Origin of the sequence: Mesorhizobium sp. LSJC285A00 (genome assembly GCF_000503155.1) — a bacterium.
Classification (GTDB): domain Bacteria; phylum Pseudomonadota; class Alphaproteobacteria; order Rhizobiales; family Rhizobiaceae; genus Mesorhizobium.
This window is the reverse complement of sequence record NZ_AYVK01000049.1, coordinates 1-25,775: the sequence shown is the minus strand read 5'-3', so window position 1 is coordinate 25,775 and position 25,775 is coordinate 1. Positions and strand designations below refer to the sequence as shown.

General features: G+C 64.0%; 27 protein-coding genes. 10 read left to right on the top strand and 17 right to left on the bottom strand.

What is annotated here, in order from left to right:
* Positions 1–6: 6 nt before the first annotated feature.
* From X726_RS141450 to X726_RS141485, 8 genes are all read right to left on the bottom strand, one after another.
* Positions 7–351, bottom strand: a complete 345-nt coding sequence (locus X726_RS141450; protein WP_023672951.1) for a cupin domain-containing protein — start codon at positions 349–351, stop codon at positions 7–9.
* 23 nt (positions 352–374) lie between these two features.
* Positions 375–716 carry a cupin domain-containing protein gene (locus X726_RS141455; RefSeq protein ID WP_023672950.1) on the bottom strand — a complete coding sequence of 114 codons (342 nt, stop codon included), beginning with the start codon at positions 714–716 and terminating at the stop codon, positions 375–377.
* Between the two features lie 21 nt (positions 717–737).
* Complete coding sequence (locus X726_RS141460; RefSeq protein WP_023672949.1) at positions 738–1,088, bottom strand: cupin domain-containing protein; 351 nt, start codon at positions 1,086–1,088, stop codon at positions 738–740.
* Positions 1,085–2,359: a glycosyltransferase gene (locus X726_RS141465; RefSeq protein WP_023672948.1), complete on the bottom strand. Its 1,275-nt coding sequence runs from the start codon at positions 2,357–2,359 to the stop codon at positions 1,085–1,087. The genes X726_RS141460 and X726_RS141465 overlap by 4 nt, the downstream gene beginning before the upstream one ends.
* A gap of 9 nt (positions 2,360–2,368) precedes the next feature.
* Positions 2,369–3,442 carry an ABC transporter ATP-binding protein gene (locus X726_RS141470; protein WP_023672947.1) on the bottom strand — a complete coding sequence of 358 codons (1,074 nt, stop codon included), beginning with the start codon at positions 3,440–3,442 and terminating at the stop codon, positions 2,369–2,371.
* Positions 3,439–4,230, bottom strand: coding sequence for an ABC transporter permease (locus tag X726_RS141475; protein ID WP_023672946.1), 792 nt, complete (start codon positions 4,228–4,230; stop codon positions 3,439–3,441). The genes X726_RS141470 and X726_RS141475 overlap by 4 nt, the downstream gene beginning before the upstream one ends.
* A gap of 186 nt (positions 4,231–4,416) precedes the next feature.
* Positions 4,417–5,259: an ABC transporter permease gene (locus X726_RS141480; protein WP_023672945.1), complete on the bottom strand. Its 843-nt coding sequence runs from the start codon at positions 5,257–5,259 to the stop codon at positions 4,417–4,419.
* Positions 5,260–5,353: 94 nt separating this feature from the next.
* On the bottom strand, positions 5,354–6,418 hold the full coding sequence (locus X726_RS141485; protein ID WP_023672944.1) for a spermidine/putrescine ABC transporter substrate-binding protein: 1,065 nt from the start codon (positions 6,416–6,418) through the stop codon (positions 5,354–5,356).
* 233 nt (positions 6,419–6,651) lie between these two features.
* Between X726_RS141485 and X726_RS141490 the strand changes: the two genes are divergently transcribed.
* From X726_RS141490 to ggt, 5 genes are read left to right on the top strand one after another with little or no spacing between them, the layout of a single operon-like run.
* Positions 6,652–7,590: a GntR family transcriptional regulator gene (locus X726_RS141490; RefSeq protein ID WP_023672943.1), complete on the top strand. Its 939-nt coding sequence runs from the start codon at positions 6,652–6,654 to the stop codon at positions 7,588–7,590.
* A 10-nt stretch (positions 7,591–7,600) separates the two neighbouring features.
* A complete protein-coding gene (locus tag X726_RS141495; protein WP_023672942.1) occupies positions 7,601–8,884 on the top strand; it encodes a glycosyltransferase in 1,284 nt (427 codons plus the stop codon).
* Positions 8,885–8,890: 6 nt separating this feature from the next.
* Positions 8,891–10,273 (top strand): glutamine synthetase family protein, encoded by a 1,383-nt coding sequence (locus X726_RS141500; RefSeq protein ID WP_023672941.1) that lies wholly within the window; start codon positions 8,891–8,893, stop codon positions 10,271–10,273.
* A 2-nt stretch (positions 10,274–10,275) separates the two neighbouring features.
* Positions 10,276–11,577, top strand: coding sequence for an FAD-binding oxidoreductase (locus X726_RS141505; RefSeq protein ID WP_023672940.1), 1,302 nt, complete (start codon positions 10,276–10,278; stop codon positions 11,575–11,577).
* Between the two features lie 35 nt (positions 11,578–11,612).
* Positions 11,613–13,199, top strand: coding sequence for a gamma-glutamyltransferase (gene ggt, locus X726_RS141510; RefSeq protein WP_023672939.1), 1,587 nt, complete (start codon positions 11,613–11,615; stop codon positions 13,197–13,199).
* A 22-nt stretch (positions 13,200–13,221) separates the two neighbouring features.
* Here the strand turns inward: ggt and X726_RS1000000170815 are convergent, their stop codons facing one another.
* The 5 genes from X726_RS1000000170815 to X726_RS141525 all read right to left on the bottom strand — a co-directional run bounded on the left by X726_RS1000000170815 (position 13,222) and on the right by X726_RS141525 (position 17,609).
* Positions 13,222–13,386 (bottom strand): hypothetical protein, encoded by a 165-nt coding sequence (locus tag X726_RS1000000170815; protein ID WP_023672938.1) that lies wholly within the window; start codon positions 13,384–13,386, stop codon positions 13,222–13,224.
* Positions 13,383–14,438: an ABC transporter ATP-binding protein gene (locus X726_RS141515; RefSeq protein WP_023672937.1), complete on the bottom strand. Its 1,056-nt coding sequence runs from the start codon at positions 14,436–14,438 to the stop codon at positions 13,383–13,385. Before X726_RS141515 ends, X726_RS1000000170815 begins: the two co-directional genes overlap by 4 nt.
* Before the next feature lie 11 nt (positions 14,439–14,449).
* Positions 14,450–15,046, bottom strand: a complete 597-nt coding sequence (locus X726_RS0136495) for a carbohydrate ABC transporter permease (RefSeq protein ID WP_050588581.1) — start codon at positions 15,044–15,046, stop codon at positions 14,450–14,452.
* Positions 15,047–15,298: 252 nt separating this feature from the next.
* Entirely contained in the window at positions 15,299–16,228 is a 930-nt protein-coding gene (locus X726_RS141520; RefSeq protein ID WP_155923309.1) for a sugar ABC transporter permease, read from the bottom strand.
* Positions 16,229–16,295: 67 nt separating this feature from the next.
* Positions 16,296–17,609, bottom strand: a complete 1,314-nt coding sequence (locus X726_RS141525) for a sugar ABC transporter substrate-binding protein (protein ID WP_023672935.1) — start codon at positions 17,607–17,609, stop codon at positions 16,296–16,298.
* Between the two features lie 237 nt (positions 17,610–17,846).
* Between X726_RS141525 and X726_RS141530 the strand changes: the two genes are divergently transcribed.
* Genes X726_RS141530 through X726_RS141550 form a run of 5 tightly spaced genes read left to right on the top strand, consistent with a single transcriptional unit; the run spans position 17,847 to position 22,884 of the window.
* The gene (locus X726_RS141530) at positions 17,847–18,524 is read left to right on the top strand and encodes a 4-hydroxythreonine-4-phosphate dehydrogenase (protein ID WP_023672934.1); all 678 of its coding nucleotides are present in this window, start codon (positions 17,847–17,849) and stop codon (positions 18,522–18,524) included.
* On the top strand, positions 18,524–19,981 hold the full coding sequence (locus X726_RS141535; RefSeq protein ID WP_023672933.1) for an FGGY family carbohydrate kinase: 1,458 nt from the start codon (positions 18,524–18,526) through the stop codon (positions 19,979–19,981). Before X726_RS141530 ends, X726_RS141535 begins: the two co-directional genes overlap by 1 nt.
* 14 nt (positions 19,982–19,995) lie before the next feature.
* The gene (locus tag X726_RS141540) at positions 19,996–21,288 is read left to right on the top strand and encodes an iron-containing alcohol dehydrogenase (RefSeq protein ID WP_084630924.1); all 1,293 of its coding nucleotides are present in this window, start codon (positions 19,996–19,998) and stop codon (positions 21,286–21,288) included.
* Between the two features lie 7 nt (positions 21,289–21,295).
* A complete protein-coding gene (locus tag X726_RS141545) occupies positions 21,296–22,099 on the top strand; it encodes an HAD-IIB family hydrolase (protein ID WP_023672931.1) in 804 nt (267 codons plus the stop codon).
* Between the two features lie 2 nt (positions 22,100–22,101).
* Positions 22,102–22,884: a DeoR/GlpR family DNA-binding transcription regulator gene (locus tag X726_RS141550; RefSeq protein WP_023672930.1), complete on the top strand. Its 783-nt coding sequence runs from the start codon at positions 22,102–22,104 to the stop codon at positions 22,882–22,884.
* Positions 22,885–22,895: 11 nt separating this feature from the next.
* Here X726_RS141550 and X726_RS141555 read toward each other — a convergent pair whose 3' ends face one another.
* The 4 genes from X726_RS141555 to X726_RS141570 form a co-directional block, all read right to left on the bottom strand.
* A complete protein-coding gene (locus X726_RS141555) occupies positions 22,896–23,405 on the bottom strand; it encodes an L-2-amino-thiazoline-4-carboxylic acid hydrolase (protein ID WP_023672929.1) in 510 nt (169 codons plus the stop codon).
* The gene (locus tag X726_RS141560; RefSeq protein ID WP_023672928.1) at positions 23,402–24,187 is read right to left on the bottom strand and encodes an ATP-binding cassette domain-containing protein; all 786 of its coding nucleotides are present in this window, start codon (positions 24,185–24,187) and stop codon (positions 23,402–23,404) included. The genes X726_RS141555 and X726_RS141560 overlap by 4 nt, the downstream gene beginning before the upstream one ends.
* A complete protein-coding gene (locus tag X726_RS141565; protein WP_023672927.1) occupies positions 24,184–25,185 on the bottom strand; it encodes an ABC transporter ATP-binding protein in 1,002 nt (333 codons plus the stop codon). Before X726_RS141565 ends, X726_RS141560 begins: the two co-directional genes overlap by 4 nt.
* Positions 25,182–25,775, bottom strand: a 594-nt coding sequence (locus tag X726_RS141570) for an ABC transporter permease (RefSeq protein ID WP_023672926.1), incomplete at its 5' end; no start/stop codon positions are given. The genes X726_RS141570 and X726_RS141565, both read right to left, overlap by 4 nt.

The following is a 25,775-nucleotide window of genomic DNA, read 5'->3' as shown; positions in this document are numbered from 1 at the left end:
GTCCGCTCAGCGGATCATGTAGACCTTCTTGATGGTCTCATGGACGGTGCAGACGCCTTTCCAATTCTGAGGAAAGAACGCCGCCGTGTCCGGCTCGATCTGGATGACCTCGCCCGATTCGTGCACATAGGTGCAGCGGCCCTCGAGGAAGTGGCAGAACTCGTCGCGGGTGACATGGCAGTGCCATTTGCCGGGGGTGCAGACCCACAGGCCGCATTCCGAACGGCCCTCCGGCCCCTTGTAGAGCAGCTTGCCCGAGGTGTGGGACACGCCCTCGATCATGGTCGGGATGACGCCCCAGTCGACGAGGTCGGTGATGGCAAGCGGGGATTGCATGATGGGCGTGGTCATGGCGATTTCCTTTAAAAAAGTGCTCAGCGGCACATGAAGGCCTTGGTCAGTGTTTGCGTGATGGTGGAGGTGCCGGCCCAGCCGGCGGGGAAGAACACCAGCATGCCGGCCTCGACCGGGATCTCTTCGCCATTCTCGCGGACATAGGTCCCGCGGCCCGACAGGAAATGGCAGAACTCGTCGGCGGCAAAGGTAACCTTGCGGCTGCCTGGCGTGCACGACCACAGGCCGCATTCGCTTGAGCCGTCCGGGTTCTGCGAGAGGATCCTGCCCGAGGCGCGCGGCGAGCCGGCAAGCGTGTTGCTGCCCCCGCCCCAGTCCTCCAGTTTCACGGTCGAGGCCTTTGGCCAGTGCGGTGTCGGCATATTGGGAAGCTCCGTTGCTGTTCAAGCCAGCATGTAGACGTTGCGCATGGTCTCATGCACGGTGCATTCGCCTGTCCAGCCGGCAGGGAACATGACCACGGTCCCGGCTGCGACTTCTACCACCTCCCCAGCATCCGACCGGTACGTCGCGCGGCCGGCGACGAAATGGCACAATTCGTCGCGCGGAATCGAGAGCCGCCAGCGGCCGGGCGTGCAGACCCAGATGCCGGATTCCGGCTGGTTGTTGGGTCCTTTGTGGACAAGCCTGCCGGTCGAGTGCGACGCGCCGTCGAGCGCGTCGGACTGGGCGCCCCAGTCGACGAGGTCGGTGCGGGTGGAGGCTTGGTAAAGGTGCGGGGCGGAGGAGGTCACAGCAACTTCTCCAGCAACCCTGCGGCCTTTTCCGGTCCGTTCTGTGCCCGCATCTGCGACGAGGTCTTCGCCAGCTTGGCCTTCATCTTGGGGTCGGTCAGGCAAGCCTCGATCCTGCTGACCAACTGGGCGTCGCTCCAGTCGTAGCGCGGCATGCCGAAGCCGTGGCCGGTTTCCTGGACGCGGGTGGCGTTGTCGTGGCCGTCCCAGACATAGGGCATGATGATGGCCGGCTTGCCGAAATAGAGGCACTCCGTGAACGAGTTGTTGCCGCCATGGTGGATGACGGCATCGACCTGCGGGATGACTGAAGGCTGCGGAAACCAGCTCTCGACGATGACGTTGTCCGGCACATCCGTGTACAGGTCCTTGTAGCCGCCGACATTGACCAGCGCGCGGTAACGGGTCTTGCCCAGTGTTGTGATGATGCGCTTCAACAAATCGACATCGCCAGCGCCGAGGCTGCCGAAGGAGACATAGAGCAGCGGCCCGTCATTGTTCTCGGCGAAGGTCGGCACGGCGTATGGCTTTTCCTGCCGCACGCAGCCTTCGAGATACTGGAATTTCGTCGTATCAAGCGGATGGCGGCGTTTGAACTTTGCCGCTTCGGGATAGAGCAGCAGATTGAGATAGGGCGAGGCCTCGAAGAACTGACCGACCGGGTATGGCGCTTCATTGTTTGCGGTGAGGAAGGCGTTGAAGTCGTCGTGGATGGGCTTGATCACCGCATTGAAATGATCGCGATAGCGCTGGTGGCCGACATGGTCGTTCTCGCCGCAACCGGAGAGATGCGGCGGGATGTCCTCATCCTCGATCTCGTTTTCCGAGCAGGAGATGACGCGCACCCAAGGCTTGCCGAACTGTTTGATGGCCGGAAACAGGATGACATTGTCGACGCAAATGACATCAGGCTTGATGGCGGCCAGGACTCGCGGCAAATCCTTCTGCGCCCATTTGGCGCTGTCGACAATCGCGGTCCAGCAATCCTTCACGTAATTGTCGACCTGATCGTAGGGCGATTTGCGGAAGTTCGGGATGTGGCCGTTGATGAAGTCTTCCCAGAATTTCGCCATCTGCTCGGGCGGCATCGGCTCCGACAGGTTCACCGGATGCGCTTCGAAGCCGTAACCCTTGTAGACATCGACAAAGCCGGGGTCGGACAGGAACACTGCCTTATGGCCGCGCGCCTCGACGGCTTGCGCGATGCCGACCGAATTGAGCGCCGGGCCGTAGGCCGCTTCGGGAAAAAACGCGATCGTCTTCTGCGCCATCAAGCTCTCCTATTCCTGAAAAATTCTGACATCGGCGGCGTCCCAGCCGAGTTCGACCTGATCGCCCGACGAGACCGGCCGGCGGTCGGCGGCATCGGCGGTGACGCGCACCAGAAATGGTTTTGGCGACAGAGGCGTGCGGACATGCAGCTGCAGGTCGAGCCCGTGATAGGCCAGCGCCTCAACCGTGCCGGCGATGCGGTTGGCGGTCTCGGCTGACGGGAACAGCCGGATGCGCTCGGGTCGCACCGAAGCGACAGCGGAAGCGCCGGGTGTGAGCTTGGCGGGAAACTTGCCGGTGATGCGCGCGCCGTTCGCGGCGATCACGCCATCCGCAGACATCTTGCCCGGTACGAAATTCATCACGCCGATGAAGTCGGCGACGAAACGGTCGGTGGGATGCTCGTAGATCACGTGCGGCGTGTCGCATTGCAGCAGCTGGCCGTCCTTGAGCACCGCCATGCGGTCGGCCATGACGAGTGACTCTTCCTGGTCGTGGGTGACGATGACGAAGGTGATGCCGACTTCGTGCTGCAGGCGCTTCAACTCCAACTGCATGGCGCCGCGCAGTTTCTTGTCGAGCGCTCCGAGCGGTTCGTCGAGCAGCAGCAACCGAGGCCGTTTGACCAGCGCGCGGGCGAGCGCGACGCGCTGCTTCTGGCCACCCGACAATTGCTCAGGCTTACGGTCCGCGAAGGGGACAAGCTCGGTGGTGGCCAGAATGGCGTCGACGCGGGAACGGATTTCAGCTTTCGGCAAGCGCTCCATCTCCAGCCCGTAGGAGACATTGGCGCGCACGCTCATATGCGGGAACAGCGCGTAGGACTGGAACATCAGATTGACCGGCCGCTTGTTGGGCGGGGTCCGGGCGATGTCTTTGCCATCGAGCAGTATGCGGCCGTCGGTTGGCGTCTCGAAGCCGGCCAGCATGCGCAGCAGCGTGGTCTTGCCGCAGCCGGAGGGTCCAAGCAGCGCGAAGAACTCGTTTTCGCGGATGTCGAGCGAGATGCCGTCGACGGCGGTGACCCGGCCGAACTTCTTCGAAACGTTATCAATGGCCAGCAGCGTGCGCGGTTCGCTCATTGGCCGATGATCCCACGGTTGAGCCGCTGCGACAGGGTCAGCGCGGTGATGGATACCGCCATGACGATGGTCGCCAGCGCGTTGATCTCCGGCGTGATGCCGAAGCGGATCATGGCGTAGATCTGCATAGGCAGCGTCGTCGAGGCGCGGCCGGCACCGGCGGTGAAGAAGGCGATGATGAACTCGTCGACCGAGAGCGTGAAGGCAAGCAGAGCGCCGGCAATCACTGCCGGCGCGATGACCGGCAATGTCACACGCCGGAAGGTGGTCAGAGCCGAGGCGCCGAGGTCGGCGGAGGCCTCGACGATCGACCAGTCGAAACTCTTTAGCCTTGCGCGCACCACCGAGCAGACGAAGGCGAGGTTGAAGACGACATGGGCGAGGATGATGGTGTGCAGGCCCATGGTCAGGTTTAGCATGGAGAAGAACGACAGCAGAGCGATCGCCAGGACGATGTCGGGGATGATCATCGGTGCGAAGATCAGCGCCTCGAGACCCCTGCCGTATTGCCGGCGCATCTCGATGCCGATGGCCAGCAGCGTGCCGAGCAGCGTGGCGATGGCCGTGGAGACCAACGCCACGATCAGCGTGTTGAGCGCAGCGGAAAGGATGGCGGAATTGCCGGCCAGCGAGGCATACCATTTCAGCGAAAAGCCCGACCATGCCGTCGGCAATCCGCCTTCGTTGAAGGACAGCGCCACCAGCACGGCGATGGGGATGTAGAGGAAGGCGAAGACGAGGGTGAGGATCGTCCGCATGCCGAGCGTACGGGTGAAGGAATGGGTCATCGCCGGCCTCCGACAATTGGAAGGCAAGCGAACGACCAGAGTCCTTCTCCCTGTTCACGGGTAGAAGATACCGGCAGGCAGATGAGGGGCAGCGCTGAGCGTCGCAAAGGTTGACGCCGCCCCTCATCCGCCCCTTCGGGGCACCTTCTCCCGGTGAACGGGGAGAAGGCAAGAATTGCGCAGCGCTCAGCCATCGGCGTCACCCTTTGCCTCAGCCGCACGCCCCGCGGCGCGGTCGGCGGCGAGCGCCTGCGCCATCAGCACCAGAAGCATGATGGCGATCAGCGCCATGGCGAGCGCTGCGCCGAACGGCCAGTCATTGGCAGTCAGGAACTGGTCGTAAACGAGGTTGCCGATCATCTGGAAGCGGCCGCCACCGAGCAGCGCCGGGGTGACGAAATTGCCGATCGACAGCACGAAGACGAAGACAGCACCCGCAGCGATGCCGGGCACGGTCAGCGGCAGGATGACACGTCGGAAAGTGGTGGCAGCGGAGGCGCCGAGATCGCGCGATGCCTCGGCCAGTTCCGGGTTGAGGCGCGACAGCGGCGCGTAGCAGGCGAGGATGACGAAGGGCAGATAGTTGTAGACGAGGCCCGCGATGACCGAGCCTTCGGTATAGAGCATCGAGGGCGGTTCGCCGGTGTAGCCGAACCAGCGCAAGAGCTGGGTGATCAGCCCTTCGCGGTTCAGCAGCACGATCCAGGCATAGGTGCGGATCAGATAGTTGGACCAGAACGGCAGCACGGCGAAGAACAGGAAAATTGGCTGCCACCGGCGCGGTGCGGCCGCGATCGCATAGGCTGCGGCATAGCCAATCACCACCGCAATCAAGGTCGCGGTGCCGGCGATACGTGCTGAGTTGAGGAAGATGCCGGCATAGAGCGGGTCGAAGACCAACCCGAAATTTTCCAGCGTCAAAGTGTAGTCGATGCCGCCATAGACGCCGCGCCGGAAGAAGGCGAGCGCCAGCACCAGGGCGCATGGCACCACCATCAGCGCGGTCAGCCAGACCAGCGCCGGGGCCATCAGCAGAGAGGAACGAAGTCGGGTCTGGGACAATTTCTCGGGTACCGCTCAGGGCCGGCGGCAGAAGTGCTGCCGGCCGTGAAGTCTGCGCCGCTTACTGCGCGGCCTTGATGTCGCTGACGATCTTGGAATAGTCGCGCTGGGCTTCGCCGACGTCACGCAACTGCTCGAACTTGACGAGATCGGCCACCGGCATCGCCATGTTGGGGAATTTGGCCAGGAAGTCGGCCGGCAGGCTTTCCATCGCCGGCTTGTTCGGCACCTTGTAGTCGATGTTCTGCGCCGCCCAGGCGTGGTTCTTGGCGTCGAGCATGAAGTTGATGAACTTGAAGGCGTCGTCCTTGTGCTCGGACGCCTTCATCACCACCATCGTGTCGACCCACAGGTCCGAACCTTCTTTAGGGATGACGTATTTGATCTCCGGCTTGTCGGCGATGCCGTAATTGCACCAGCCGTCCCAGGCCTGCACCATCAGCGCCTCGCCGGAAACCAGCTTGGAATAGAAGGTGGTGTCGTCATAGGCGAGCAGGGTCTTCTTGGCGGAGATCAAGAGGTCCTTGACCTCGGCCATCTTGGCCGGGTCGGTCTCGTTGACCGAATAGCCCTTGTCGAGCTGCCCGGCGGCCAGCAGCCAGCGATCGGTCGCCAGCATGGTGGTCTTGCCCTTCATCTCGTCGGAAGGGGCGAGCAGGTCGCTCCAGCTCGTGGGCGCCGTCTTGACAAGGTCAGAGCGGTAGCAGAGGCCCGTCGTGCCCCAGGTGTAAGGCACGGAGAAAGCGTTGCCGACATCGTGCGGCAGCTTGGTCGCTTCGGGATAGAGGTTGGCGAGGTTGGGGATCTTGGCATGGTCGATCGGCTCGGTCAGGCCAAGCTTGTTTAATACTTCGGCGAAGGGCGAGGAGACGAAGACCACGTCATAGCCCTTGCCGCCGGCGGCAATCAGCTTGCCCATGATCTCTTCATTGGTGGCGTGCACCACCACTTCGCCGGCAACGCCGGTGGCGGTCTTGAAAGCGGCCATGGCGTCGGGTGCCATGTACCCATCCCAGTTCGAAATAACGAGGTCGGCTGCGGCGGCCGGCACCGAGAGCGTCAGGGCGAGACCGAGAGCGATTGAGGATGTATTGAGCGCACGGCGCCGCAGGCTGGTAGCGGTCATGGCAGTCTCCCATTCGGTTTGATCGTCGAAATCATTTGCCGGACCAAAGCCGGCGACGCGCGCCTGCCTCGATCCTGTTCCCTCGGTCTTTTCCCGCCGATTGCGCCGACAGTACTATTGCAGAAAAAAGTACGTCAATCCATAATCTGTCAACCGACGGAGGAATTTGGCCGATTGTCCCTGTTCCGGCGATCAGCCGGACCAATGCGCCACATTCGCATTCGAGAAAAGTCATGCAAGCCGTAGCCAGACGACCTCGCACCAACCATCTCGATCTGGCGCAACGCATCCTGGATGTGGCGCGGCAGCGTGGCTTCGAGCCTGGCGCCCGCCTGCCCGAACAGCAGATCGCCTCGCTGTGCAATGTCTCGCGCACGCCCGTACGCGCGGCACTCGGCCTGCTCGCGGAACGGGGCGTGGTGCGCTGGGAGGCCGACAGCGGTTATCATCTGACGGTCGACCTCGCCGCCCAGCCCGCCATTGCCGCCGAACTACCCAGTGCGGAGGAAGACGAGCTCGCCGAAGCCATCCTGCGCGACCGCTCGGCGCGACGGTTGGACCAGACGGTGACCATCGCGGGGCTGATGCGACGCTACGGCGCTGATCGCAAGACGGTACTAAAAGCACTTAACAAACTGACCGACGAGAATCTTCTGGATCGTGCGCCTGGGCAATCCTGGTTGTTTCGCCGCGCGCCGGACGATCCGGAGGCGCAAGGCGAAAGCTACGAGTTCCGCCTGGTGCTGGAGCCGGCGGCCATCCTGACGCCAGGCTTTCGGCTGGACGGGGCGCGGGCAGCAATGTTGCGGCAAGGCATGGAAGCGCTTGCAGCGCTGCCGGACGAGACATTCGACACGCGCGAGTTCCAGCGGCTGGACATGGATTTTCATGGCATGATCGCCGAGGGCTGCGCCAACCGTTTTGTGTCGGATGCATTGGCCGATCATCTCCGCCTGCGCCGGCTGCCGGGCATCTATTCCGGCGTCAACGTGTTTCGGCTGCGGCAATCGTTGCGCGAACACTCGGGCATACTCGACTATCTTGAAAGCCGGCAGTATGAGGTGGCTGCCGATCTGCTTCGCATCCACCTGCGGCTCTCCCGCAGCCAGCGACCGCAAGCAGCCAGCCGCGGAGCTCCCGCACTGTTCGGCATGATCAGCCGGCCGGATTGATGAGGAATAATTGACGCGTAAAGCCAGCCCGACCATCGCGCTGTTTCCCGAGGCCAGTTTCGGCGCCGCGTTGAATTGCGTCGGTATCGCACAGGCATTGCGCGCACGGGGCGCTCGCCCCGTCTTCATCTGCCATGCCGGCTTCTCCGGCGTCTTTACCGACTATGGCTTCCAGGAATACCATCTGCCGACGGATGAGCCGCTGAGCGACAGCGACCGCCAGAGCTATTGGCAGGCCTTCGTGCGCCGGCACCTGCCGCATTTCCGGCTGAGCCCGATCGACCAGCTCGAGACCTATGTCGCGCCGACCTGGCAAGCGATCGTCGACACCGCCGTCAACGCCGAGGCGCCGCTGCGCCAATTGCTGGCGCGGCTGAAGCCGGACGCGGTGGTGCTCGACAACGTCATCATGTTCCCGGCGATCGCCGCCGCCGGCTGCCCGTGGGTGCGCGTCGTCTCCTGTGCCGAGACGGAACTGCCGGATGCCGAGGTGCCGCCCTATCTCTCGGGGATGGGTGCCGACGACCCGCAACGTGCGGCGTTCGAAGCGCGCTATCTCGCGGCCTCCGCACCCGCGCATGAGTGCTTCAACCGTTTTCGCGCGGATGCCGGCCTGGCGCCGTTGCCCAAGGGCCTGTTCCTCGAGACATCACCCGACCTCAATCTGCTGCTGACGCCAGCGATCGTACGGCGTGAGCGGGCCGAGCCGCTCGACCCCAAACGCTTCGTTTATCTCGAAGGCTGCGTGCGCTCGGAAGGGCCGTTCGAGGTGCCGGTGTTTCCGCGCAATGGCGGGCCGCTGGTCTATGTCAGCTTCGGCAGTCTCGGCGCGATGGATGTCGGGCTGATCGAACGCATGCTCGCCGTCTTCGACCGGCTGCCGGCGCGCTTCATCGTCAATGCCGGCGGCCTGCGCGACGCCTACCGCGCGGTGCCGGACAATGTCTATCTCGACGCCTGGTTTCCGCAGCCTTCGGTGGTGGCGAAGTCGGACCTGTTTATTCATCACGGAGGAAACAACAGTTTTTGCGAGGCGCTGCGCTTCGGCGTGCCGTCGCTGATCATGCCCTATTGCTGGGACGGACATGACAATGCGCAACGCGCGGGAGAGACGGGCGTGGGCGACCATATCGGCCGCGACGCCTGGACCGAAGGGGGATTGGAGAGAGCCATTCTCGGCCTGCTGGCCGACGATGCGATGCGCGCCCGCCTCAGGGACAATGCTGCCAAGATGGCGCTGACCCCTGGAACGGATGTGGCCGCGCAAGCCATACTCTCTCTCATAGGTACGTGAACCAAAATGCAGGACAAAAATACCAACACCGCTCTCTTCACCGGCAACGATCCCAAGGCCTGGCTCGCCCAGCACGGCATCACGGAGGTCGAGTGCCTGGTGCCCGACATGAATGGCGTGCTGCGCGGCAAGGCGCTGCCGACAGCAAAATTCCTCAAGGCGCTGGAAGACCGCGCACTTTACCTGCCGAGCAGCGCTTTCCTGGTCAGCATCGATGGCCGCTACTCCGGTTCGATCGACGAAGGCTTTGCCTATCAAGACCCGGATATGCGCATGGTGCCTGATATGTCGACGCTGTGCCTGGCGCCGGGCGCTGGCCCTGGCAAAGCCTATGTCTTCGCCGACGCCTTCCACATGGAAGGCAAGCCCTGGATGGCCTCGCCACGACATGTGCTGCGCGCCGTGCTCGATCTCTACCGGAAGCGCGGTTGGCGCGCGGTGGTGGCGCCGGAAGTCGAATTCTATCTGACCGCGCCCAATCCGAATCCCGACCAGCCGCTGACAGCACCGGTTGGCGCCAATGGCCGCGCCGAGGGCTCGCAGCATCCCTATGACATGGTGGCGCTGGAAGAATTCGAGCCGGTGATAAGGCGCGTCTATGATTATGCCTCAGCCGCCGGCCTGCCGCTCGACACGCTGATCCATGAATCGGGCACCGCGCAGCTGGAGATCAATCTGCTGCACGGCGACGCGGTGCCACTCGCCGACCAGGTGCTGCTGTTCAAGCGGCTGACCCGCCAAGCGGCGCAGCAGAGCGGCATGCACGCCACCTTCATGGCCAAGCCGATCGCGGCGCAGGCCGGCAGCTCGATGCATCTGCACATGTCTGTCGTCGATGAAACGACAGGCGCCGCGCTGTTTGCCGACAGAGATGATGCAGACACCGAAATGTTCGGCCATTTCATCGGCGGCCTGCAGAGATATGTGCCCGAGATCATGCCGCTGTTCGCACCCAACGTGAACTCGTTCCGCCGCATCCGGCCGAACCACAGCGCACCGGCCAACATCGAATGGTCGCATGACAACCGCTCTTGCGGCCTGCGCGTGCCGGCAGGTGGCCGCGCCGCCCGGCGGGTAGAGAACCGCTTGCCGGGAGCGGATTGCAATCCCTATCTGGCGATCGCCGGTTCGCTGCTTGCCGGCTATCTCGGCGTCGAGCAGAAGCTGGCGCGCTCGGCTGAGGCCTCGGGCAATGCCTACAAGATCAAAAGCACGCTGCCGAAAACGATGGAGGAGGCGCTTGATCGTTTCATTGCTTGCGAGCCGGTGCGGGCATTGCTCGGCGAGGATTTTTTCCAGACCTATCTGCGCGTCAAGAGCGTCGAACTCGACCTGTTCCAGAGCGTGGTGACGAGCTGGGAACGCGACCATTTGCTGCTGAAGGTGTGATCATGGCCTCCGGCTCAACGGGTTTCAATTCGAGCCTCGATATCGGCAATTCCTATTATGTCGCCACCGCCAATCCGGCGCCGGACCATCCGGCGCTGGTGGGAGATGTCGGCGCCGATCTGGTGGTGGTCGGTGGCGGCTGCACCGGCCTGTCGGCCGCCCTTCATGCCGCCGAGCGCGGCCTGAAGGTGGTGCTGCTCGAAGGCGGCAAGATCGGCTGGGGCGCGTCGGGCCGCAATGGCGGCCAGATGATTCCCGGCCTGCGCAAAGGCGCCAAGGGGCTGGTCAAGCTCTACGGTCCCGAGCGGGCGAAGGCGCTGTTCGACCTCGCCTTCGAGGCGCGGGGCCTGGTGCTCGACATCATCGAGCGCCACACTATCGACTGCGATCTGCGGCTGACCGGCCATCTCGTCGGTGCCGTTAATGGCTCCGACCTCAGGGATCTCGAAGACGAGGCCAAATGCCTCGAGAGCGTGATGAAGTTCCGCGACGTCGAGATCCTGTCGGCGGCGCAGGCACGCGGCAAGGTGGACACGCCCTATCATGGCGCGATGTATGAGCCGCTCGGCGGCCATATGCATCCGCTGAACTACACGCTCGGCCTTGCCCGTGCCGCCGTGGCGGCCGGTGTCGTCATCCATGAAAATTCCGTCGCGGTAAAGCTGGAGCGCGAGCCTTCGATCCGGGTCTCGACGGCGCAGGGGTCGGTAAGGGCCAAACATGTCGTGCTGGCCGGCGACGCGTTGCTGCATGGGCTGGAGCCGCGCCTCAACAGCCGCATCATGCCGGTCGGCAACTACATCGTCGCCACCGAACCGCTGGAGGGCAAACACAATGTCATCCCGGCCAATGTCGCGGTGTCCGACACGCGCTTCGTCGTCAACTACTACCGCATGTCGGCGGACGGTCGGCTGCTGTTCGGCGGCGGCGAGCGCTACACGCCATCGCCGCCGGCCGACATTGCCGGCTTCGTGCGGCCGCACATGGAGGCCACCTTCCCGCAGCTGAAGGGCTGCCGCATCGATCATGCCTGGGGCGGCCTGGTGTCGGTGACCACGTCGCGGCTGCCGCATGTCGGGCACTATGGCGAGGTCTATTTCGCGCATGGCTATTCCGGCAAGGGCGTCATCCTGTCAACGCTGTCGGGCAAGCTGCTGGCCGAAGCGATTACGGGCGACGCCTCGCGGCTGGACCTGTTCTCGACTTTGACTCCGATGCCGTTCCCGGGCGGTACGGCGCTACGGGGTCCGCTCTATGTGCTGGGGATGTTGTGGTACGCCATGCGCGACCGTATCAAGCATTGAGGTTACTACCGGCGGGTGGATCATCAGAGGATTGCATGCGTGATTTTCAACTCACCGGACGCTCGCCGGTTCGCGCCACCGAAGCGATGGCGGCGACATCGCATCCGTTGGCGACGCTGGCGGCTATCGACATGCTGCGCTCCGGCGGCAACGCCATGGATGCCGCCGTCTGCGCGGCGGCGGTGCAAGGCGTCGTCGAGCCGCAATCGACCGGCATCGGCGGCGACTGTTTTGTGCTCTACAGCCCCAAAGGCGAGGGCGAGGTCCTGGCCTTCAACGGCTCGGGGCGATCGCCTGCTGCTGCAAATGCCGATTGGTTTCTGGAGCGGGGCCATGGCGAACTGCCTGGAACCGGACCGCATGCCGTCACCGTTCCGGGCGCCATCGACGCGTGGTGCCGGCTGCTTGAAGATCACGGCAGGAAGGGCATCGACGCCGCGCTGGCTCCGGCCATTCGCTATGCCGAACAAGGCTATGTCGTTCATGATCGCGTCGCCTTCGACTGGGCTGACGAGGTCGCCCTGCTCGCCGCCGACGAACATGCGGCGCGGATCTTCCTGCCCGAGGCAAGGGCGCCGCTAGCTGGCGATGTGCACCGGCAACCGCAACTCGCGAAAACCCTGCGCGCCGTGGCAAGCCAAGGCCGCGCCGGTTTCTACGAAGGTGAGGTCGCGAACGATCTGGTGGAACGTCTTCGCGCGCTGGGCGGGCTGCATGCATTGGAGGATTTCGCCGAGACCCAAGGCGACTACGTCACGTCGGTGAATACGTCCTATCGCGGCTACGATATCCATCAGATGCCACCGAACAATCAGGGCGTGACGGCGCTGATCATGCTGAATGTGCTTTCGGGCTTCAGCCTTGGTTCGTTGGAGCCGAACAGTGCCCCGCGGCTGCATCTCGAGATCGAAGCCGGCCGGCTTGCCTACCAGGACCGCGATACTTTCATCGGCGACCAGGATTTCGTCCAGGTCCCCGTCGAACAACTGCTGTCGGCAGCCTATGCGGAGCGGCTGCGCGCCGCCATCGATCCGGCCCTCGCCATGACGCATCTGCCGCGGCTTGAGCTGCCGCGCAGCGACACCGTCTATATCTCCGTGGTCGACCGCGACCGCAATGCAGTCAGCTTCATCAACTCGACCTTCGGTTCCTTCGGCAGCGGCGTCGTCGGTCCCAAGACAGGCGTCGTGCTGCAGAATCGCGGCAGCAGTTTTCGCCTCACGGAAGGCCATCCAAATCGTATCGCGCCGCGAAAGCGACCGATGCACACCATCATGCCTGGCATGGCGACGCGAGGGGGTAAGGTGGTGATGCCGTTCGGGGTGATGGGCGGCGGCTACCAGCCGTTCGGCCATGTCCATCTGCTGACCAACATGATCGATTTCGGGATGGACCCGCAGCAGGCACTGGATGCGCCACGGGTGTTCTACAAGGACAATGCCGTGCTGGCCGAGCGCGGGATTCCGGCTGAGGCGATCGCCGGCCTGCGTCAGCGCGGCCATCAGGTTTCGATCGCCGAGGAGCCGCATGGCGGCGGCCAGCTGGTGCTGATCGATTGGGAAAAGGGCACGCTCACCGGTGCCTCCGATCCGCGCAAGGACGGTTGTGCGCTGGGCTACTGATCTGCGTTGCTGGAATGCGCATTCAGAACCAGATCAGCCAGACAAGCTGCAGGATTACCAGTGCAATGGCGTCCCAGAAGATGAGTTCGCCCATCGAGAACCAGCGCCGCGACCGGTTGAAGCTGTAGAACAGCCGCCAGACCAGAGCAGCGGCGGCCAGCGGCACCAAAGCGAGCAGCGTGCTCACGGCAGCCGCGCTCCCGACACCGCATCGAATGTGTGCAGCGCTGCCGGCGGAAAGCGTAGATAAAGCGGCTGGCCGGGATCGAAAGCGCGATCGTCATTCACGGTCCTGACGATCAGCGCGTTGGCCTCGCTCTTGGCGAAGATCAGGACGTCCGGCTCGACCGGTTCGACGACGTCGACGGCAAACTGGATGGCATCGCTTGCGGAGGCGTCGACCAGCTGGATCTGTTCCGGGCGAATGCCGAGCACGATCGGGCCGTCAGGCTTTCCCGGCAGCGGGCAAGTGAAACCGCTGGCGTGGAAGACGCCGGCGCGGACATCGCCATCGAACGTGTTCATCGCTGGACGGCCGATGAATTCGGCGATGAAGCGATTGGCAGGCCGCCGATAAATCTCGCGCGGGTCGTCGTACTGGATCAGTGCGCCTTCGCGCAACACCGCGACCCTGGTCGCCAGCGTCACCGCCTCTTCCTGGTCGTGTGTGACGAAGACGAAGGTCTTTTTCAGCTCGCGATGCAGACGCTTCAGCTCGGTGCGCATGTGGAGCCGCAACAAGGCGTCGAGATTGGACAGCGGCTCATCCATCAGACAGAGGCTAGGTTGCCAGACCAGGGCGCGGGCCACAGCCACGCGCTGCGCCTGGCCGCCCGACAATTGCGAAGGGCGGCGGTCTAGGTAACGGGTGATCTCAAGCAGCTCGGCCATGGCGCGGACGCAGCGGTCGAGCTCGGCAGCCGGCATCTTTCGGATGCGCAAGGGATAGGCGATGTTCTCGTAGACGCTCTTATGGCTGTAGAGCGCATAGTTCTGGAACACCATGCCCATGCCGCGCAGGCGCGGCGGCAGGTCGGTGACATCGAGGCCCTCGACCATGATGCGCCCGGCGGTCGGCCGCTCCAGCCCGGCGAGCAGCCGGCAGGCTGTCGTCTTGCCGGAACCGGACGGGCCGAGCAGAACCAGGAATTCGCCGGGCTCGAAAGCAAGATCGAGCGCCTGCAGCGCCACCGTCCCGTCCGGGAAGGCCTTGGTGACGCCGTCGAAAACAATTGCCATACAAGATCCCTTCAACCCTTGACCGCGCCGAAGGTGAGGCCGCGGACGAGCTGTTTCTGGACAAGGAAAGTGAAAAGCACGATCGGCAGCGTTGCCACGATCGCGACTGCCGCGACCTGTCCCCAGAGCGTGCCATGCGGCGTCACCAGCCCCGGTATGCCGACGGTCAGCGGCCGCCCGTCGAAAGCGACGAGGATGAAGGCATAGAGGAACTCGTTCCACGACAGGATGAAGCAGAGCACCGCTGTGGCGCCGATGCCGGGTGCGGCCAGCGGCGCGACGACGAAGAAGAATGCGCCGAGCCGCGAGCGGCCGTCCATCATCGCGGCCTCGTCGATCTCCCTGGGGATTTCGGCGAAGAAGCCGCGCATCATCCAGACGACGAGCGACAGGTTGAAGGAGGTGTGGGCGATCACAACGGCGTAGATGGTGTCGATCAGGCCCAGCGAGGTGAAGAACAGGAACAGCGGCACGGCGATTGAGATCGGCGGCGCCATGCGCGTGGTCAGGAAGAAGAAGAACAGGTCTTCCTTGCCGGGAAAATCCGAGCGGGCAAAGCCATAGGCCGCTGGCGCGCCGATGACGATGCAGAGTATGGTCGACGACACCNCACCGAGATCAGCACCGAATTGATCGCCAGCGGCCAGTATCCCTTGTCGATGAAGACGGCGGGATAGTTGGCAAGCGTCGGCGAAAAAATCCATTTCGGCACAGAAGACAGAAGATCGACGCGGTTCTTGAACGACGCCAGCACCATCCAGACATAAGGCGTCAGCGCCACCACGACGGCGACGAGCAACACCGCCCAGGCAAAGCTTTTCCAGGCGCGGTTGGTGGACTGATCGATCATCGCAGCGCCCTCAAAACGCCCCCACCTGCTTGCGGCTCGACCAGTAGACGGCCTTGTAGAAGACCGAGCACAGGATCAGCACGACGAGATAGATCATGAAGGCGACCGCGGCGCCGTAGCCGAGGTCCCAGTTACGGAAATTGACGCGGTAGGCGTAGATCGAGACCAGCTCGGTCAGCGTTCCCGGTCCGCCGCCGGTCATCAGGAAAACCTTGTCGAACTCCTTGAAGGCGTCGATGCCGCGCAGCAGCAGCACGAGCGCGATGACCGGCCGCAGCAGCGGCAGCATGACGTTTCGGAAAATCTGGAACGGTTTGGCGCCATCCATCATCGCCGCCTCGAACGGCGCGCGCGGCAGGCTCATCATCCCGGCGAGCATGATCAGGGTGACGAAAGGCGTCCACTGCCAGACATCGATGGCGACGATGGTCGGAAACACCAGGTCGGGTGCCGAAAGCACCGCCGAATTCTGCGCCAGCAGGCCGACCTTGCGCATGTAGAAGGTGAGCATGCCGAAATCGCCCTGCAACAGCAGCCGCCAGATCAGCCCGACGGCGACCGGCGCGATCATCATCGGGATGAGCAGCAGTGTGGTGAGAAGCCGCTGGCTGGCGACGAAGCGGAAGATCAGGAAGGCCAGCGCAAAGCCGAGCAGGAATTCCAGGCCGACGGCGATGATGACGAATTTCAGCGTCAGCAGGAACGATGCCCAGAAGAATGGGTCGTTGCGCATCAGCTTGCGGAAATTGTCGAAACCGACGAAGGCGCCGGCATGGCTGGCGTCGGCGAAGCTGAGGTCGGTCAGCGCGGTGTAGACCATGTAGTAGAACGGGCCGACCAGGAAGACGACGACGAGCAGCGTCGCCGGCAGCATCAAGAGCGGCCCCACCCCACGGTCGAGAAGCGGCATTCCGCGCGGCGATGGAGTGCGGTTCGTCACGGGCGTTTCCTGCGGACAAGAACGGCTACCCGCTTGTGCGGGTAGCCTCTGCGCGACATCTCAAGGCCTATCGTGCCGGATAGGTCATGGGTGCGCAAGAACCGAGCAGTGTCGAGATGTCGGTGGCGGCGGTGTCGAGGGCGGCCTGCGCCTCCTTTTCGCCGGCGAGGTAGGATGACAGTTCGCGCACTAGTATGTCGGTCATCTCGGCCGATTGCGGCAGCGTCGCCTTCGGCACCGCATGCTCGTTGGCCTCCATCGAAGCCTTGGCATAGGGCAGCTTCTGCACCTCGGCGGAGGCATAGACATCCGGCCGACCTGAAGCGCCGCCATTGAGATGCTGTTCGAGCTGGCGGTCATAGCCCATCATCCACTGGACGAAGAGGAAGGCGGCCTGCTGGTTCTTCGAATAGACCGGGATGAGATAGGTCCAGCCCTCGACCTGGCCGATCTTCCCGCCGTCGCCTTGCGGCACGAGATCGAAGCCAACCTTGCCGACCACGGTGGAGGCCGTGGTGTCGACCGACACGGCATAGGTTGCGTCGTTCCACATGATCAGCTCGGCGACCTTGGCTTGCTGCATCAGCGCCATGACATCATCCCAGAAATAGTTGAGGCTGTCCGGCGGCGAGAATTGCAGCAGGCTCTTGTAATATTCGAGCGAGGCGACGGCCTTGGGGCTGTTGACGATGACCGGGCCGCAGGCCGAGCCGCTCTTCACGTCGAGCACGTCGCCGCCGAAGGAATAAAGGAAATTGAGCCACTCATACCACAGTGCCTCATGGCGCTTGCCCTGCAGGGCGGTGCCGTAAAAACCCTGGTCGGGGCGATAGAACCATTCGGCGATATCGCGGTATTGCTTCCAGTCCTTGGCGGGAGCGAGGCCGTAGCCATACTTGGCCTTGAAGCCTGCCTGCTCCTTGGGATCGGCGAGCAGGTCCGAGCGATACCACATGAACATGTTGAGCACTGTGAAGGGGAAGCCGTACTCCTTGCCGTCATACCAGGAGATTTCGTGCCAGGCGGTCTGGTAGAGCTGCTTCTCCGGCTCGAAGCTCGGATCGCGCAAAGCCGGGTCGGCCATCATCTTGGCGATTTCGACCAGATGGTTGTTGGTGGCGAACTTGCCGAGTTCGCGATGCGGCTGGATGATGACGTCGTAGCGGCCGCGGTGCGAGTTGAGATCGAGCTGCACCTTGTTGACGGCTTCCGAGTGCTCGTACATCTCGACTTCGACATGGATGCCGGTCTGTTTTTCAAACTCCGGCGCCATCTTCTTCAGCGCTTCGAGCGGCGGCAGCGCCTCGCCGACCATGCGGATGGTCTGGCCGCTATAGGGTTTCGACGCCTCTTTCAGATCCCACGCGTCCGCTTGTGTCACTTGCCACGTCAGGGGCCACACAAATACGACTGCGACGAGCAGTCTGGACGCGGTACGTCTCAGCGGCTTGAGCATTCTTCCCTCTCCCTAGAAGTCGTGCCTGGCGGGCCGGCGCCCGTTTTGTCATAAAATGTGTGGTACTGCAAATCAAAATGTGGCACCTTGCAACAAATGGTTGGGAGGTGTTAACAGACCGGCAGCAAACCGGCTTTCCCGACCAGGCGAGGGACCTTTCGGATGGACTTCATCTTCATGCTGACGCGCAACGATCGCACGGTCGAGGACTGTCTCGACCTGGTCGATTTGATTGAGCCGGTCGGCCTGAAGCATGTCGGCTTCAAGGATATTGGCGTCGCGCCGGATGTGCTGCGCAAGCTCGCTGTCGCCATTGGCCGGACAGGCGCCACCACTTACATGGAAGTTGTCTCGACGACGGCTGAGGCCTGCCTTAATTCCGCGCGCATCGCCAGGGATCTCGGCATCCAGCGCCTGCTCGGTGGTACCCAGGTCGACGAGATCATGGCGTTGCTGGAGGGGAGCGGCACCGAATACTACCCTTTTCCCGGGCGGCCGGTCGGCCATCCGACCAAGCTCGGCGGTTCGGCCGAGGATGTCGAGGCCGACTGCCGGGCCTTCGCCGAGAAGGGTTGTGCGGGATGCGACATCCTCGCCTATCGCGCCACCGAGGCCGACCCGGCCGAACTGGTGCGCGCAGCCCGGCGCGGGCTTGGTCCGTCGCGGCATCTGATCGTCGCCGGCGCTGTGGCATCAGCCGATCGGATCAAGGCAATCAAGCTGGCCGGCGCCAACGCTTTTACCATTGGCACAGCGGTTTTCGATGGCTCCTATTCGCCGACGAAAGGTTCTATCCTCTCGCAACTGCGGGATGTCCTCGCGGATTGCGAGCGCGTCTAATGCCAGTCATCGGCATCGATCTCGGCACACAAAGCCTGAAGGCGATCGTTGTCGATGACGAATTGCGGCTGCGTGGCGAGGCCGCTGTGTTGTACCAGCCGGCCTTCCCGGCGCCCGGCTGGGCCGAACAGAATCCGGCGCTGTGGCTGGCGGCGCTCAAGCCGGCCATTGCCGGCGCGCTCGACAAGGCTGGGCTTGCGCCGTCCGACATCAAGGGCATTGCCATTGCCGGCCAGCTCGACGGCTGCGTCGCGGTCGATGGCAATGGTGAGGCGCTGGCTCCGTGCATCATCTGGATGGACCGGCGGGCGGCAGGAGAGATCGCCGGCATCGATCCGGACTTCATCCGTGAGCGCACCGGTCTCGTTCTGGACGCCACTCATATGGCGGCGAAAATCCGCTGGGCCGCGCGCAACCTGCCCGAAGCGCGCCGGGTGGCGCTCTGGCATCAACCGGTATCGTTCGTGGTCGCGGCGCTGTGCGGTCGTGCCGTCATCGATCACGCGCTGGCCTCGACGACCATGCTCTATGGGCTGAAGGAGCACAACTATGCCGGCGATCTGCTGGCGGCCTTCGACATCGATGCAGATAAATTGCCCGGCATCGACGATGCATCTGAGATCGCCGGCGCCTTGACCCACGCCGGCGCCGAGCTCACCGGTCTGCCTGTGGGCACGCCGCTGGCGGTCGGCACCGGCGATGATTTTTCGGCCGCCATAGGCGCCGGGGTTGTCGTGCCCGGTGTCGTCGCCTGCAATCTCGGCACGGCCGAAGTGGTCGGCGCGGTGTCCGGCACGCTTCGCCTCGACCCCGGCGGCCTGGTCGAGACCCATCGCTTTCTCGGCAACGGCTATTTCATCTCCAATCCCGGATGGCTCTCGGGCGGCGCGGTGACGTGGTTTCTAACAACCTTCGGCGTCGATTCGCCGGCGGCGATGTCGGAACTGGCGGCGACGGTGGTTTCCGGCAGCGACGATTTGCTGTTCTTGCCCGCGTTGTCCGGTGCCATGGCGCCGCGCTGGATCGCCGAAGCGCGTGCCGCTTTCTACGGCCTGACATCCTTCCACGGCAAAGCCGCTTGTGCCCGTGCCGTGCTGGAGGGCTGTGCCTTTGCCATGCGCGACGTGGTCGACCGGCTGGACGATCTCGATATCGCGACGGATCGCATCCGGCTCTCAGGCGGTGGCGCGCGCAGCCGGGTATGGGCGCAAATCCGTGCCGATGTCAGCGGCAGGCCGGTCGAGATCGCGGGTGCGGCCGATGCCTCGCCGATCGGTGCGGCAATCCTTGCCGCCGCAGCCATCGGCCTTACCTCCTCAGTGCAGCAGGCGGCTGAAAGGCTGGCCGGCCACATCGAGACGATCGACCCTGATCCTTCCGCCAAGGCCGCCTACGACAGAAGTTACCGCCGGTATCGCACCTTGTTCGATGCCCTGACCCCGCTTCATGCTGACTGACCGGACTGCATCCTATGTCCAGACAAATGCTCGATCGCCTTATTGCCGGCACGCTGCCTGACCCGGACAGCCAGGGAATGCTGTCGGTGCCGCTGAAGACCATCGTCATAGGGCGCGGTCTCGGCGATGAAGCCGATGCGCTGGTCAAGCCGCTGCCGCTCGGCCGCAGGCTCGCCGTTGTCATGGATCCCGACACAAGGCTGGCTCTCGGCGAGAGAGTGTCGATTGCGCTGCGCGGCTCCAGCGATGTCGACAAGATCATCCTGCCGCGCCATCCGCATCCCGACATGGACGCCGTGCGATCGGTGATCGCCCGCACGAAAGACGCCAGCGGTCTGGTCGCGGTCGGATCGGGCTCGATCAATGACATCACCAAATATGCCGCCCATCTGACCCAAAAGCCCTATGCGGTGTTCGGCACCGCGCCGTCGATGAACGGCTACACCTCGGTGTCTGCGGCAATCACAGAGGACGGCCTGAAGAAATCGCTGACGGCGAGCCTGCCGGTCGGTGTCTTCCTCGATCTCGATGTCATGGCGCGAGCGCCGCACCGGCTGATCGCTGCCGGCTTCGGCGATTCGATGGCGCGGCCGACCGCGCAGACCGATTGGCTGATGGCGCATCTGTTGCTCGGCACGCCCTACCGGGAGGCGCCGTTCATGCTTCTGGCTGAGGACGAGGAGGCGCTTATCGCCAAAGCCGGCGAACTCGGGACCGGCGACCTTGAGGCGATGGAAGTGCTGGTGCGCACGCTGGTCATGTCCGGTCTCGGCATGACACTGTGCGGCGGCTCTTATCCGGCCAGCCAGGGCGAACATCTGATCGCCCACTATATCGACATGCGGGGCCAGGGATTGCCTGAGGCGCATCACGGCGAACACATAGCGGTGACGACGTTGACGATGGCGCGGCTGCAGGAGCGCGTGCTGGCACTGCCGGAGCTGCAGCTCGCGCCGTCCGCGGATACGCCAGAACGCTTCATCGAGATCTTCGGCGAAACGCTCGGACGTTCCTGCTGGGCGGCATTCAAGCCCAAGCTGCTGGACCGCGAACGGGCAAACGCCATCAACACCATGCTGGCCAGGCAATGGCGCTCGCATCGTGAAAGGCTGGTGCGGGTGGCACGCCCGGCGCGCGAGATCGCGGCAGCACTGCGCGCCGCCGGCGCGCCGACCACGCCGCAGGAGGTTGCCATACCGGCTGGCTTCTACGACGAGGCGGTCGCCAATGCCCGGCTGATCCGCGACAGGTTCACCATGCTCGACGTCGCGGCTGCCTCGCTCGAAACGGTTGCGGCGGGAGCCTGAGCGGGTGCTGCGTCCGCTTGCCGACTTCACCGCGCTGGACCGGCGCAACATCGCCGTCGTTCTGACCGATATCGACGACACCTTGACCGACAAGGGACGGCTGCCGGCAAAAGCCTATGCGGCGCTCGAGCGGCTGAAGCAGGCCGGCTTCCTTGTCGCGCCGGTGACCGGCCGCCCTGCCGGCTGGTGCGACCTGATCGCGCGGCAATGGCCGGTCGATGGCGTGATCGGCGAGAACGGCGCTTTCTATTTCCGCTATGACGGCACTGCCAAGCGCATCGTTCGTCACTATGCCAGGAGTGCCGGGGAAAGGCAGGCTGACGCGGCGCGCCTGCGCGAGATCGAACGCGCCGTGCTCGCGGAAATTCCGGGTGCGGCGGTCGCCGCTGACCAGGCCTATCGCGAAGCCGATTTGGCGATCGATTTTCGCGAGGATGTCGCGCCGCTGCCCAAATCTGAAGTGCTGAAGATCGTCGCTATCTTTCAGCGCTATGGAGCGGCGGCGAAAATCTCGTCCATCCATGTCAATGGCTGGTTCGGCAAATACGACAAACTGTCAACAAGCCGGCTATTCTTGCGCGACTGTTTTGGTATAGACATAGACCACGACAAGGACAGCATTGTCTTCGTCGGCGATAGTCCAAACGATGCACCAATGTTCGGCTTCTTCCCCAACAGCGTCGGCGTCGCTAATGTGCTGGACTTCGCCGGCGAGCTTCCGGCGTCTCCCGCCTTCGTCACAAGCGGGCGCGGCGCGGAGGGATTTGCCGAGCTTGGCGACGCGCTGATTGCTGCAAAGGGAATGGAATAATCATGGATCAGGGCCGACTGACGAAGAAGGAGCGGCACGCGCTTATCCTTTCGGAAGTGCGCCGGTCGGCGTCGATACGCATCTCCAAGCTCGCACGGCGCATCGGCGTCGCCGGCGAGACCATCCGCCGCGATCTCATCGAACTCGGCGATGCCGGGCTGATCAACCGCACCTATGGCGGTGCGACGATCTCGCTGGTGACATCAGAACCGGTGATTTCCGAGCGTGGCCTGACCCTGATCGAGGAGCGCGCCCGCATCGGCCGCGGCGCGGCAAGCCTTGTCGAGAAGGGCCAGATCGTGATGATCGATGGCGGTTCGACCACCTATGAGGTGGCGCGCAACCTTTCGCAGCTGAAGCGCGACCTGACCATCATCACCAATTCCACCGGAGTGGCCTCTGTGGCCGGCGCCAATCCGACCTTTCGGGTGCTGCTCTGCCCCGGGACCTATGATAGCCGGGAAGGCAGCGTGTTGGGCGAAGACACCGTCGAGTTCCTGCGCCGCTACAATGCCGACGTCGCCATTATCGGGGCATCGGGGATAAGCGCCGATGGTCCGAGCGACATGATCTCGGGTGCCGCAGCCGTTAAACGCGCGATGATATCGCGTTCATTGTCGACGGTGCTGGTGGTGACCCACGACAAGTTTGGCCGCAGCAGTCTCGAACGCATCTGCGGGCTCGATGACATTGCCGATATCGTCACCGACAGCGAACCGAAGGCCGACCTGCGCACTGCTGCCGAACAGGCGGGCACGGAGCTGCATGTGTTTGCCGCCGGCTGATCAGCAACTGCCTATCCGGCGGCATCCCGGTTGGTCAGCGCGATGTGGCAGCAGCCGGAGCCGTGGCCCGGCGTCCAGGTGACATTGTCGAAGCGCACGCCCGTTGCCTCGAACAGACCACGGTCGAAAGCGCCGGCGATGCGGCAGAGCGTGGCGAGTTTTTCATCACCGACACCGGCCTCGACCCAGGCGTCCTTCAGCGGACAACGCTTCACCTTGAAAGCGATGTGGTCCGGCCCGCGCTCGACATCCGTCGGATACATCAGGCCGCCATCCGGGCTGACGGCCAAAAATGCCTCGCCGATGGCCGGCGCGTCGTTAGGTCCGAAACGGGCGAAGGCGGCCGCCGCCACCTCCTTGCCGCGCTGCTCGATGGTGCGGATCATGATCGCCTCGGCCTTTTCCGCGCCGAGTTCGCCGGTCAGCTCGTCGAGAAACAGACGGTAGAGATCGGCGCGGTTGCGGAAGGCGGAATCGAGTTCGAGCGACAGTTTTTCGGCTCTGGCTTCTGGTTCGGTCATGGTACCTGCCTGCTACTTTTGTTCAATCTTGGCGCCGCCGCAACCAGCGCCTTGCCGATTGCCGACTGCGGCGCGTCGATTACGTTGCGGGCGTCGCCGCTCTCGGCGATCCGCCCGGCGTCGAGAAGAACGACGCGGTGGGCGATGGCCCGCACCACGCCGAGGTCATGGGAAATAAAGAGATAGGTGATCCGTTCCCTGACCTGCAGGTCGAGCAGCAGCTCGAGGATCTGTCCGCGCACCGAAACGTCGAGCGCCGACACCGCTTCGTCGAGCACGATCAGCGACGGTTTGGTCGCGATGGCTCGGGCGATGGCGACGCGCTGGCGCTGGCCGCCGGAGATTTCGTGAATGGCGCGCGAGGCGAGATCGGCTGCCAGCCCGACGCGCTCCAGCAAGGCAGCAATGCGGGCCGGCCTCTCGGCGCGGGAAGCGATGGCATGGATGCGCAAGGGATCGTCAAGCACGCGAGCCACCGTGGCGCGCGGGTTGAACGCGGCGAGCGGATCCTGGAAAACCATTTGCAGGCGCGCGCGCTTGGTGCGCAGGGCCGCACCCTTCAAGAGCAGAAAGTCATCGCCTTCGAACTGGACGGTGCCGGCGTCGGGCTCGATCAACCTAAGCACCAGCCGCGCGATCGTCGACTTGCCGCTGCCGGAGGGCCCGGCCAGCGCCAGCGTCTCGCCGGGTTCGATGGCGAAGGAGACACCGTCGACGGCCGCGATGGCCTTGCCGCCACGACGGTATCGCTTGGTAAGACCGAAGACGGTGAGCAAGTTCATGCCGGCGCCCGTCGTAGCAGCGGATCGGCGTCGAGGCCGAGATGGGCGTCGAGCAGCGTTCGCGTATAGGCATGGCGCGGGGCGTTTATGATTTGCTCCGTCGGGCCGAGTTCGATCAGTTCGGCGTTCCGGAATACAGCGATACGCGCTGCGAGTTCGGCGGCCAGCGCGATGTCGTGGCTGATGAACAGCAGCGTCATGCCGTCCTCCGCCACCAGTTGCCGAATGAGGCTGACGATTTCCGCTTGCACAATGGTGTCCAGCGCGCTGGTCGCCTCGTCGGCGATCAGCAGTTTCGGACCGGCTGCAATGGCCGCGGCAACAGCAACGCGCTGCTTCTGGCCGCCGGAGAGCTGGTGCGGGAAAGCACGCATGGCGGTTTGTGGGTCGGGCAGCCGGACACGTTGGAGCAGGGTTTTGGCTTTGGCGTAAGCTTGTGGCCAGTCGAGGCCGAGGTGGGTGCGGGCGACTTCGGCGATCTGTTTGCCGACGGTCATGACGGGGTCGAGGCTGGCGGAGGGGTCCTGGAAGACGAAACCAATGTCGCGGCCGGGAAGGGGGAGCGTGCTGGGCTCGGTTAATTTGAGAGGTCGGCGTTCCGTCACACCCCCCTCTGTCCTGCCGGACATCTCCCCCGCAAGGGGGGAGATTGCTCTCTCATCTCCGCCTTCGCCAACCACGAACGTTGCAGAAGGGAAGCCGTCGGCAAAGCTGCTGATCTCCCCCCTTGCGGGGGAGATGTCCGGCAGGACAGAGGGGGGTGGGAAGGATCGCGGCGCCTGAAATCGCCACTTGACATGCCCTTCAATCTTGGCGCTCGCCGGCAGCAGTCCAGCCACCGCCAGCGCCAGCGTGCTCTTGCCCGAACCGCTTTCGCCAATGACCGCCAGCCGCTCGCCGGCAATAACATCCAGGCTGACCCCCTTCAGCGCCGTCACCTCGGTCCCATCCCGCCGATAGTGCACCGAGAGATCGCGAATCTCAGCCAGCGCGGTCACGACAGGCTCCTCCGCACGACCGTCGTCTCCACCACGCCTTCGCCGGCGAGATAGATACCGAGCACGGTCAGCACGAGTGCGATACCTGGAACGATCGACAGGAAGGGCGCGGTGCGCAGCACAGTGCGGCCCTCGGCAATCATGCCGCCCCAGGTGACGCGATTGGGGTCGCCGAGACCGAGGAAGGAAAGCGCTGCCTCGGTGAGGATCGCGGCCGCCACGATTACCGAGGACAAGGCCAGCACCGGCGGCAGAGCGTTGGGAAGCACTTCGCGAAAAGCGATCTCAAGCGGATGCATGCCGATGACGCGAGCGCCGGCGACGTAATCGCGCTCGCGGATCGACAGCACTTCGGCGCGGGCTACACGCGCCGGTCCGGTCCAGGCGCCAAGCGCTATTGCCGTGACGACGACGCCGAGCGACGGCCCGACGACACTGACGAAGGCCAGCGCCAGGAGAAAACTCGGCACGGTCTGGAAGGCATCGGTGATGCGCATCAGCCCCTCGTCGACAAGGCCGCCGGCAAAGCCGGCCAGCGTGCCGACGACCGCGCCGATGAAGAGTGCCGCCGCCGCCGCCGCCAGGCCGAC

Coding starts and splice junctions, on each gene's coding strand:
- X726_RS141450 (WP_023672951.1), bottom strand. CDS start 351: ATGACCACGCCCATCATGCAATCCCCGCTTGCCATCACCGACCTCGTC.
- X726_RS141455 (WP_023672950.1), bottom strand. CDS start 716: ATGCCGACACCGCACTGGCCAAAGGCCTCGACCGTGAAACTGGAGGAC.
- X726_RS141465 (WP_023672948.1), bottom strand. CDS start 2,359: ATGGCGCAGAAGACGATCGCGTTTTTTCCCGAAGCGGCCTACGGCCCG.
- X726_RS141470 (WP_023672947.1), bottom strand. CDS start 3,442: ATGAGCGAACCGCGCACGCTGCTGGCCATTGATAACGTTTCGAAGAAG.
- X726_RS141475 (WP_023672946.1), bottom strand. CDS start 4,230: ATGACCCATTCCTTCACCCGTACGCTCGGCATGCGGACGATCCTCACC.
- X726_RS141480 (WP_023672945.1), bottom strand. CDS start 5,259: ATGGCCCCGGCGCTGGTCTGGCTGACCGCGCTGATGGTGGTGCCATGC.
- X726_RS141485 (WP_023672944.1), bottom strand. CDS start 6,418: ATGACCGCTACCAGCCTGCGGCGCCGTGCGCTCAATACATCCTCAATC.
- X726_RS141490 (WP_023672943.1), top strand. CDS start 6,652: ATGCAAGCCGTAGCCAGACGACCTCGCACCAACCATCTCGATCTGGCG.
- X726_RS141500 (WP_023672941.1), top strand. CDS start 8,891: ATGCAGGACAAAAATACCAACACCGCTCTCTTCACCGGCAACGATCCC.
- X726_RS141505 (WP_023672940.1), top strand. CDS start 10,276: ATGGCCTCCGGCTCAACGGGTTTCAATTCGAGCCTCGATATCGGCAAT.
- ggt (WP_023672939.1), top strand. CDS start 11,613: ATGCGTGATTTTCAACTCACCGGACGCTCGCCGGTTCGCGCCACCGAA.
- X726_RS141515 (WP_023672937.1), bottom strand. CDS start 14,438: ATGGCAATTGTTTTCGACGGCGTCACCAAGGCCTTCCCGGACGGGACG.
- X726_RS141530 (WP_023672934.1), top strand. CDS start 17,847: ATGGACTTCATCTTCATGCTGACGCGCAACGATCGCACGGTCGAGGAC.
- X726_RS141535 (WP_023672933.1), top strand. CDS start 18,524: ATGCCAGTCATCGGCATCGATCTCGGCACACAAAGCCTGAAGGCGATC.
- X726_RS141540 (WP_084630924.1), top strand. CDS start 19,996: ATGTCCAGACAAATGCTCGATCGCCTTATTGCCGGCACGCTGCCTGAC.
- X726_RS141550 (WP_023672930.1), top strand. CDS start 22,102: ATGGATCAGGGCCGACTGACGAAGAAGGAGCGGCACGCGCTTATCCTT.
- X726_RS141555 (WP_023672929.1), bottom strand. CDS start 23,405: ATGACCGAACCAGAAGCCAGAGCCGAAAAACTGTCGCTCGAACTCGAT.
- X726_RS141560 (WP_023672928.1), bottom strand. CDS start 24,187: ATGAACTTGCTCACCGTCTTCGGTCTTACCAAGCGATACCGTCGTGGC.